This is a genomic window from Vibrio sp. V03_P4A6T147 (assembly GCF_002241085.1).
In the GTDB taxonomy this organism is placed as follows: Bacteria; Pseudomonadota; Gammaproteobacteria; order Enterobacterales; family Vibrionaceae; genus Vibrio; species Vibrio anguillarum.
The window spans coordinates 1-8772 of record NZ_NDIO01000064.1; the positions used below are offsets into that span (position 1 = coordinate 1).

The window sequence follows — 8772 nt, forward strand, 5'->3', positions numbered from 1 at the left end:
AGCTCATAAGCACTATTGATGAGCTCAATGGGCAAGAGGTCTGCGAGTGTTTCAACTTGATTTGGTTTATAACTGTTGATGATATCGAGGGCTTGAGAAACGTGCATAAAAAAATCCGATAAACAAGGTCTATCGGATTTTTACATAAAGGTAGGATCATTCAACTGATCTGCCGATTAAAGTCTTAACTGATCGGCATTAGCCATTTATGCTCCTTTTTAGCTTAGATTTTTATACGCCTGCCAGTGGTAATAAATACACCAATACAGACCATGCACTGACCCAAGCAACGACGACAGCAGCATCTAACCAATCTCTAATCCACATTATACTTTCCCCTTTCACATCTTCATGCACCTTCATCGGGTTGAAGATGCGTTAAGACTGAAAGTTAAAAAGCAAAGTCTATGCCAGTAAATTTATGTCAAACCGAGTTACTGATAATGATGTTGGGGTTGAGTTCCTGTGTGGTTAAGTATTTCAGGTTTTTCCGTCAGCAGTTCAATAAACGCATCGGCCATTGACACATTCGAAACAAAACCTTCTCCCTTCATTTTCAGTATCGCATCATATCCCTCTTTGCCTTTCATGGTATAGGCCGAAGAGGTTCCACAATAATAACGATTAAGATCAATTGGTTGCCAACCTTTTTGCTCATCAAATAACAACACATTTGTGATGCGTTGTCCTACAGGCCGATCGGCGGCATAAGTAAACGAGAGATTGTGGGTGTAAGGATAACTGCCAGAACCTGTGCCGTCGACCCCATTGCCCAGCGCATTATTAATCGCCCCTTCAAGCATCTCAATTAAGGTTTCTCCCTGCACTCGGTAGACACCAATAGGAACAGCAAAAGGCAATAAATTTCCGGCAATGTCTGCCACCGAAACTTGTCCGGCGTTGAGCGAGTTTCTGACTCCACCAGCGTTATGTATTGCAAACTGCACGGGGTGCCCTCTTTGCCGCATGGCATAGACGAATGATTGAGCCACCAAAGGAGCCAACTCACTCGGCCCAGTTTCATCAGGAATTCTGACGTGTCTTAAGAAACGATCAGCATGTGCGATAATATTTTGTTGCAGCTGACGTACTCGCGGCATGTATTTATCGATCAATATTCCTTGGACCTGCGGATCTTTCTTACACACCACCACATTAGGGTGCTGGCTTAAAAATTCGCACGCCGCTAAATGGGTGTTATCGGTGCCCGCTTCGCTCATGCTGGCATCAAGAAACAGTCGACGGCCCAGTAACAGTTCATTACGACCCTGAAATTTGTCCACTTTGCCATCGGCTGAAAAGTCGATATAACAATGACCTAAGCTCAAAGAATGATAACCGGATTGGACGACATAAGTGTCGTTAATTCTTAAACCATACTCATCATCTTTCATCAGCCCTAGTGCACTAAAATCACCTTGTAATCGGTGGCTATGCCCGCCGACGACAACACTAATGCCTTCCACTTGCTGTGCGAGCTCAATGTCCGCTTCATAACCTAAATGGCTAAGTAGAACAATTTTGTTGATCCCTTTAGCGCGTATTTCAGCAACCGTATTTTTCGCCGTTTGGATAGCGTTAATAAATGGAGTATCGAGATCTGGGTTGGCAATATCAGCCATTTTATCGAGTGACAAGCCGAAAATTGCAACTGTTTCATCACCAGCCTGTTTTTCTATCCAGCGAGCGTATTTACCTTGAGGTTGATAACTTATCACTTGCGGGCTACCGGCTATTGGAAAAGGCTTATTCGATCTTTCATTGGAGAGATCCCAATTGCCAGCTAGCAATGGGAATTGAATACGTTTAACAAAATGGGCAACGGGTTCATTACCCATATCCAGTTCGTGATTGCCTAATGCCATCGCATCAAGATTCAATGCGTTGAGCATGTCCGCATTGGCTTTACCTTTAAATAGCGAGAAATAGAGCGTGCCTTGGAAACAATCCCCAGCGTGTAAAAATACAAAGGCTCGCTTCATACGCGCCGCATCTTCTTTCAATTGCTGAACTCGTGTTGCAATTCGTGCAAAACCGCCAGCGCTTACATACGGTGTTAAAGTCTGCTGTTGGATGTGGAGAGTCAATTGCAGCGATGTCGGTTCAAAATATGAGTGAGTGTCATTAATGTGTGCCAGCATAATTGATGCTGGTCTATTCTTTTTATGCATCATTTATCTTTCTCTTCTTTTTCCACTCTATCCTAGCTGAAGAATCATGACAGAATCGTGACTTTTATGAAACGAGTTTGAAAATATAATTACGCTAAGTCAACCTCATCACGCTTTGTAGCCTTTGTCTCATTCGGCTGACCCTACATAAACACTTGATATGTGAGCCAGCAGCCTACTTATCTGCATAATTTCCATTATGCTTAAAGAACAACAGACTCAGCGAGAAGCTAACTCGTTGAGTTATAAAAGGAGTCTGCCTATGCATCTAGAGCGAATTGAAATTTCCGGATTCAGAGGAATCAAACGTTTATCGCTCGCTTTTGATGAACTCACCACATTGATCGGTGAAAATACTTGGGGTAAGTCCTCATTGTTGGACGCCTTATCAGTAGTGCTACCAGCCAACGGTGTACCTTATCAATTTGAAATGCAAGATTTCCACGTCGATTACTCTATCGCTCATCCTCAAACTCAGCATTTACAAATTGTCTTGAGCTTTGTTTCTACAGACAAAAATGAATCTCGATCCGGCCGTTATCGTAAGCTGAGGCCGATTTGGGTTGAAGATGAAACGGGTACGAAACGGATATTCTATCGCATCAGTGCCACTCGTGAGCGATATGATATTACCACTCGCTACCTGTTTTTAGACCTCGAAGGCAATCCACTACCGCTGCATCATTCCGAAAAATTAGCGCAAGAGCTGATGAGCTTACACCCAGTGATCCGTTTGAAAGATTCACGGCGTTTCGAGCGACCTTTCGTCAATGGTAACGGTAAAAATTCTCGCGCCGAAAAACGCATTGATAATACCTGTCGTCGTTTACTGGCCATTCCTGGACATGTCAACAAAGGCGAGATGAGAAGTAGCCTTAACTCAATGAATGTATTAGTTGATCACTATTTTTCATTCAAAAGTCAGACACGTAAAAACCCAAGACAGCAACGTGACAGCTTAGTCTATTCCAGCCCAACCGCCGATAAAAACATAAGCCAATTTGTTGAAGAGACTAAAAATAAGCAAACTCGTTTGCTGTTGATGGGCTTACTCAATGCTTATCTGCAAGCCAAAGGCCCAACTGACCTACGACGTTGCGCTAGGCCGCTGCTGATTATCGAAGATCCCGAAGGTCGATTGCACCCTACTCATCTGGCGCGCGCTTGGAGTTTACTTCAACTATTACCCATGCAGAAAATTCTCACAACGAACAGTGGTGATCTGCTTGGCTCTGTTCCCCTTCATTCGATTCGGCGTTTGGTGCGTACTTCTGACCGTACCATTGCAAATTCGATGATCTCTCGTGGATTGAGTAAGGACGAACTACGACGTATCGGTTTTCATATCCGTTTTCATCGCTCAGGGGTGCTTTTTGCTCGCTGCTGGTTGTTGGTTGAAGGAGAAACTGAGGTGTGGCTGTTTAGTGAGCTGGCTCGCCAGTGTGGCTATAATCTAGCCGCCGAAGGAGTACAAATTGTCGAATTTGCTCAGTCTGGTCTGAAGTCCTTAATTAAAGTGGCGAAAGCGTTTGGCATTGATTGGCATGTCGTGACTGATGGCGATCCCGCTGGCAAAAAATATTCGTCAACGGTACGCGGTATGCTGACAGGTGATCAAGAACGACACCGCCTAACCGAACTTCCCGATCGAGATATCGAACATTTTCTGTACTCTCATGGCTTTGAACACTTCTTCAAAGATTTGATTAAAATACCTTACGATCATCCAATCCCTGCGAAAAAAGTGGTCACACGTGTGCTGAAAAAACACGCGAAACCTGATTTGGCGCTTGCCATCGTTTCCCATTGTGAACAACAAGGTGTGGACTTTATTCCTGTACTGCTGCGCTGGACACTAAAACGCGTGATTACGATGGCCAATGGCCACACGTAAAAAAAGGCACACATGATTGTGTGCCTCGTATCATTTCCATTTCGCTATATGTGACTAATCTTATATTGAATGGGTATATCAACAATTTTGATGAATCGATACGGATCAATTGGGGGTAACCTTTACCAATGCAGATTTCACCAGCATTAGTCTTAAACATAAATTAACAAGTTGAGGATTTAGAACGCGTTTCAACAGTTGCGCTGTCGCTCAGCGTTGGCTGGTTAGATCGTTGATGCAACCACATACCACTTGTTTTCATCGCAAAGCCAAAAATGCCACCGAATAGAAGTGATGGAATAACCAGTTGCCAATCACCACCCGCAGCAAAAGTGGCACAAGCGCCAATAAAGGTTCCAGGGATATAACCAAGCCACGCTTTCGACGCTTGAATGCACATTAAAAATGCCACTACCGCAGTGACAACGTAACCCAAAATATCCAAGCTCACCAAACTGGATGAATGAATAATGACCATTGCCCAAAAAACGCCACTGATATTAGTTATCAAACTTTCTGCAAGACCTTTAATACCCTCGGTTGGAGAGGCAAAATAACTCGTACATCCTAAAAAGCCAGCCCATGATAGTAAGCCTAACGAAACGGCTATCCAGCCCCAAACACCAGAAAGAATGCCTGTCGTTAGTGAAATTGCAAATAGTGTGCTCATAGCGCCCTCATTTAGCCGCTATCTGCCTGTCATTTAACAAGCCGTTGCTATAGCGACATCAATAAATCAAGTGCCGATATTAAAAGCTTCAACCACGGATGACTAGTGACCTAAGTCATGAAATAAATGCAATGACTGCACTTATTTCATTGAAATGTTGACGCAAACGATAAATCAACACATTTGAAGTGCTTTTTAATCGAGCATGAGCGTTAGATTAGGTGATGAGGGTGTGTGGCATGATGCTAAATGCGAACACTCAACAGCTTCACTTATCACACCCCATATTGAGAAGTAACAAAGTAAATCATAACCAAGATTAACAAGCTTAAAGTACGCTTGGTCGTCCTTTCATCATGCGCAGTCCTTCACGCTTAATGCACTCAACCAACGGGTTTTCAGCCATATCTGCTCGCCAAATAAACGACAACGTTCTTTCCATATTCAGATCAGGCACATTGAGCGCTACCAGTTGGCCATTCTCAATAAAGCGTTCTACATCGAGGTAAGGTAAACAAGTTAAGTACGGACCATTCGCAACCATACTGCGTAGCACAGGAACATGTTCGTACTCTCGCCACACATCTAAATCGGAAATAAGATGGTGAATCGAGCTATCAAAAATATTTCGAGTGCCAGAACCGTGTTCTCTTAACACCCATTTGGCTTGTTCAAGCTGTGCAAGACTCACCGTTTTACATTTGGCAAAAGGATGATGAGCCGAAGCTATCACTGTTAGGTGATCTCGACACCACACTTCTTGGGAAATACGGTTATCATCGCATCGACCTTCAATGATACCAAGGTCATATTTGTAGTCGAGGATGCCATCGATCACCCCTTTGGTGCTTTTCACACCAAGCTCAATACGCATCTCTGGGAAATCGTTATCAAGAATGCTGATAAGGTCTGGAACGAGGTGCTCGGCAGGGGTCTGGCTGGCCCCCATACTGATTTCACCGCTAAGCAAGTGCTGATCATAAAAGCCCATTTCGATCTGCTGAGCATCTTGTAATAAACGCTTCGCTTTCGGCCTAAGCCACATTCCCCAATGAGTTAATGCCATCTGCTTTCCTTGTCTTTCGAACAAAGGGCGACCTAACATTTTTTCCAATTGTGCTAGCGACATACTGGTCGCGGATTGAGTTAACGCTAATTTATCCGCAGCTTGACTGACGCTGCCACTATCGGCAACAGCATCGAAAACTGCTAATTGTTTGAGTGAATACCGCACTGCTTTTCCTATTTAGCTTTCATCTACTGCGCGCCACACCTTTAATTTCAAGGGAGTTAATATGCGCAAACGGTTTCATTCTACTCTTTCATTTATTCATATCAATTCATTTGATGAGTAATCTAAAAATTATCAATTTTACTACTTCATGACTCGTTCGTTAGTCTGTATGGGAAGCAAGGCATGACGCTTTGTTTGAACTTGGGAGGTAATTATGAAATTGAGCTTTGGGAGCGTGTATGTCTGCAGCCTACTCTGAAAATAAACAGCTGTTCTCACCGATTGAGATGATGGCAGAAGCCGAGAAATTTGCATTAAGCAAAGCCAAGAAAAGTAGCGGTATGACACTGAGCCTTGCCATTATGGCTGGTGCTTTTATCGGCTTAGCATTTTTGTTCTACATCACTGTCACCACAGGCAGTGCTAACGCAGGTTGGGGGCTCAGTCGGTTAGCGGGTGGTTTAGCCTTTAGCATGGGGCTGATTTTAATCGTGATTTGTGGCGGTGAACTGTTTACCAGTTCCGTATTGTCGAGCATTTCTTGGGCCAATAAACAAATCAGCTTTAGCAAAATGTTATCCATTTGGGGCAAGGTTTATATCGGTAACTTCATTGGTGCCATGTTCTTACTGCTTTTAGTTACTGGGGCTGGTCTCTATCAGTTGGATGATGGTCAATGGGGTTTGAATGCGCTGAACATCGCGCAGCACAAACTGCACCATACACCTGTTCAAGCATTTTCTCTTGGGGTGCTATGTAACTTACTGGTTTGTCTTGCTATTTGGTTAACGTTTAGCTCAGCCAATGCAATGACCAAAGCCGCAATGACAATTTTGCCTGTGGCGATGTTCGTCTCTAGCGGCTTCGAGCACTGCGTAGCCAACATGTTTATGGTCCCTTTAGGCATTGTGATTCAAAACTTTGCACCAGAGAGCTTCTGGCAGCAGATCGGTATCAGTGCCACTCATTACGCAGATTTGAACATTCATCAATTTGTGGTGGCAAACCTTATCCCAGTGACTTTGGGCAATATTGTCGGCGGTGCTGTGTTGGTTGGTCTCGCCAACTGGTCTATTTTCCGCCGTCCACAACTTAAAGCCGCAAACATTAGCACTATTACGGAAACAGCAACAATTACGTCAGTGAAGGAAACGAAAATGAATAAAACAATTACAGTTAAAGACATTATGAACACCCAACCTGTAACTCTAGGCGTGGAAATGCCAACCGCAGTAGCGATTGATATGTTGCTGGATAACCAGCTCGATAGTGCTCCTGTGGTTGATGTGGCTGGTCGTTTGGTCGGATTTTTCTCAGCTCACGATGTCATGGTGGATTTATGGTGCCAAGACTACCTCCCTACCGAAGGGCAAAAAGTGGTGGATCTTATGAGCCGCGATGTTATCGCCATCGATGCATCTGACCGTCTGATTGATATCGCCGAGTTTTTATGCATCGATAAAGAACAGTTATACCCTACTAGCAGCATGGGTATTGCTACCCGTTTTAGCTCACTCTCTTTAGAAGAGCGCGCAAAAAGCATGAAAGTGAACAAACCACAAAATCTCCCCGTCCTTGAAGATGGCAAGTTTGTCGGTATGCTAACTCGTAACCATGTACTGGCAGCACTACGTCCAATTTATGGCGAGCGTCTAAGCGTGGTCAAAGAGCGTACGTTAGAAACGGCTTAACACGTTGTTTTGTTCAAAACGGTTTTTGGTCAGGAAATAAGTCGCTTGACTAAAAAGCAAAGACCCCGCATTGCGGGGTCTCTTTGATTCATCTATTTCGCTTGTTACTATCCCTGACGCCACCAGCGTCCGACGCACGGGTTTTCAGGATCAAGATATCGATTCAATAACGTTAAGTTGCTGTCGAACAAAATGAGATAGGGTTGAATCTCACTGACATTTAACGCCCCCTTTGTGGCATTGATACACTGCATCAATAAATCCGTAAGACAGCGAACAAAAACCCACTTTGGCTTGTCTGCGATTTTATGGTTGATCGCTAAAATAGCCTCATATGCGATTTGGTAGGGAATGGCTCTCACTTGCGTGAGATCGCGCAAAAAAATGAGCCCGCCACAACACCTTCAAGATAGACACGGTAAGTTGTTAGTTGATCGACCAATAGAAACAGTTCCGCGGCTAAATGCGTATAAGGGTATTTCACCGCTAGGTGATCGTGCAGATCCGGTGAAATAGCCAGCGTGATCTCCATCATTTCACAGCGTTGTTTAAGCACTCGCAGTAACCCTTGCTCATCCATTAATTGCTGAATTTCAAAAATACGCTGCAAGTGATAGTCGTTAGAAATGAAAGTAACAGGTAATGTTTTTTGCGTGTCAATACCACCGTTTTTTTGCAGCTCTAACGCGACGTTCTCGATATTTTCCACTGTGCTGGTCGAGTGTTCTTCCAGCAAAATGCGGTTATTCAAAAGTGACACATTGAGCCGAGTAAGCTCCGATTGAAGGTAATGATACATAGCCTTCGCTTCAGAAATCTGTTGCCCTAGCGTGAGCCCACCACATAAAGCAATGACACTATGATCGATGTCATGACGTTGTAACGCCTTAACAAGGCCATCAACACGGCTACGCCCTTCTAATGTTAATTGCTGATCAACAAGTCGTTTACCTAATACGATATAAAGATGCTCGGCTACCATCGTTATTTTTCTCTCTCCATTCCAGCCACCATAAAACTTGTGTCATAGCAATCGACATCAAGAAAGCAGCAGTATTAAAACGTATGGTTTGGTAACACGTAAATACTCCTACATGTGCATAGTGCTTGAG

Annotated in this window: 5 protein-coding genes and 1 pseudogene; 2 read left to right on the forward strand and 4 right to left on the reverse strand. The window is 43.9% G+C overall.

The features are described from left to right. Nucleotides 1-434: 434 nt before the first annotated feature. Nucleotides 435-2174 carry a bifunctional UDP-sugar hydrolase/5'-nucleotidase gene (locus tag B9J84_RS02250; protein WP_094123443.1) on the reverse strand — a complete coding sequence of 580 codons (1740 nt, stop codon included), beginning with the start codon at nucleotides 2172-2174 and terminating at the stop codon, nucleotides 435-437. 259 nt (nucleotides 2175-2433) lie between these two features. On the opposite strand from B9J84_RS02250, the gene B9J84_RS02255 reads away from it, so the two are divergent. Further along, the gene (locus B9J84_RS02255; RefSeq protein WP_026028965.1) at nucleotides 2434-4065 is read left to right on the forward strand and encodes an ATP-dependent endonuclease; all 1632 of its coding nucleotides are present in this window, start codon (nucleotides 2434-2436) and stop codon (nucleotides 4063-4065) included. A gap of 163 nt (nucleotides 4066-4228) precedes the next feature. On the opposite strand, the gene B9J84_RS02260 is transcribed toward B9J84_RS02255, so the two are convergent. Together B9J84_RS02260 and B9J84_RS02265 are read right to left on the reverse strand one after the other, a co-directional pair. Then, nucleotides 4229-4735: a DUF1097 domain-containing protein gene (locus B9J84_RS02260; RefSeq protein ID WP_019281895.1), complete on the reverse strand. Its 507-nt coding sequence runs from the start codon at nucleotides 4733-4735 to the stop codon at nucleotides 4229-4231. Nucleotides 4736-5063: 328 nt separating this feature from the next. Beyond that, entirely contained in the window at nucleotides 5064-5969 is a 906-nt protein-coding gene (locus tag B9J84_RS02265) for a LysR substrate-binding domain-containing protein (protein WP_013867825.1), read from the reverse strand. A gap of 239 nt (nucleotides 5970-6208) precedes the next feature. Between B9J84_RS02265 and focA the strand changes: the two genes are divergently transcribed. Then, nucleotides 6209-7660: a formate transporter FocA gene (focA, locus tag B9J84_RS02270; RefSeq protein WP_094123444.1), complete on the forward strand. Its 1452-nt coding sequence runs from the start codon at nucleotides 6209-6211 to the stop codon at nucleotides 7658-7660. A gap of 107 nt (nucleotides 7661-7767) precedes the next feature. Here focA and B9J84_RS02275 read toward each other — a convergent pair. Continuing rightward, nucleotides 7768-8642, reverse strand: a pseudogene (locus tag B9J84_RS02275) (YdcF family protein). Nucleotides 8643-8772: the final 130 nt, after the last annotated feature.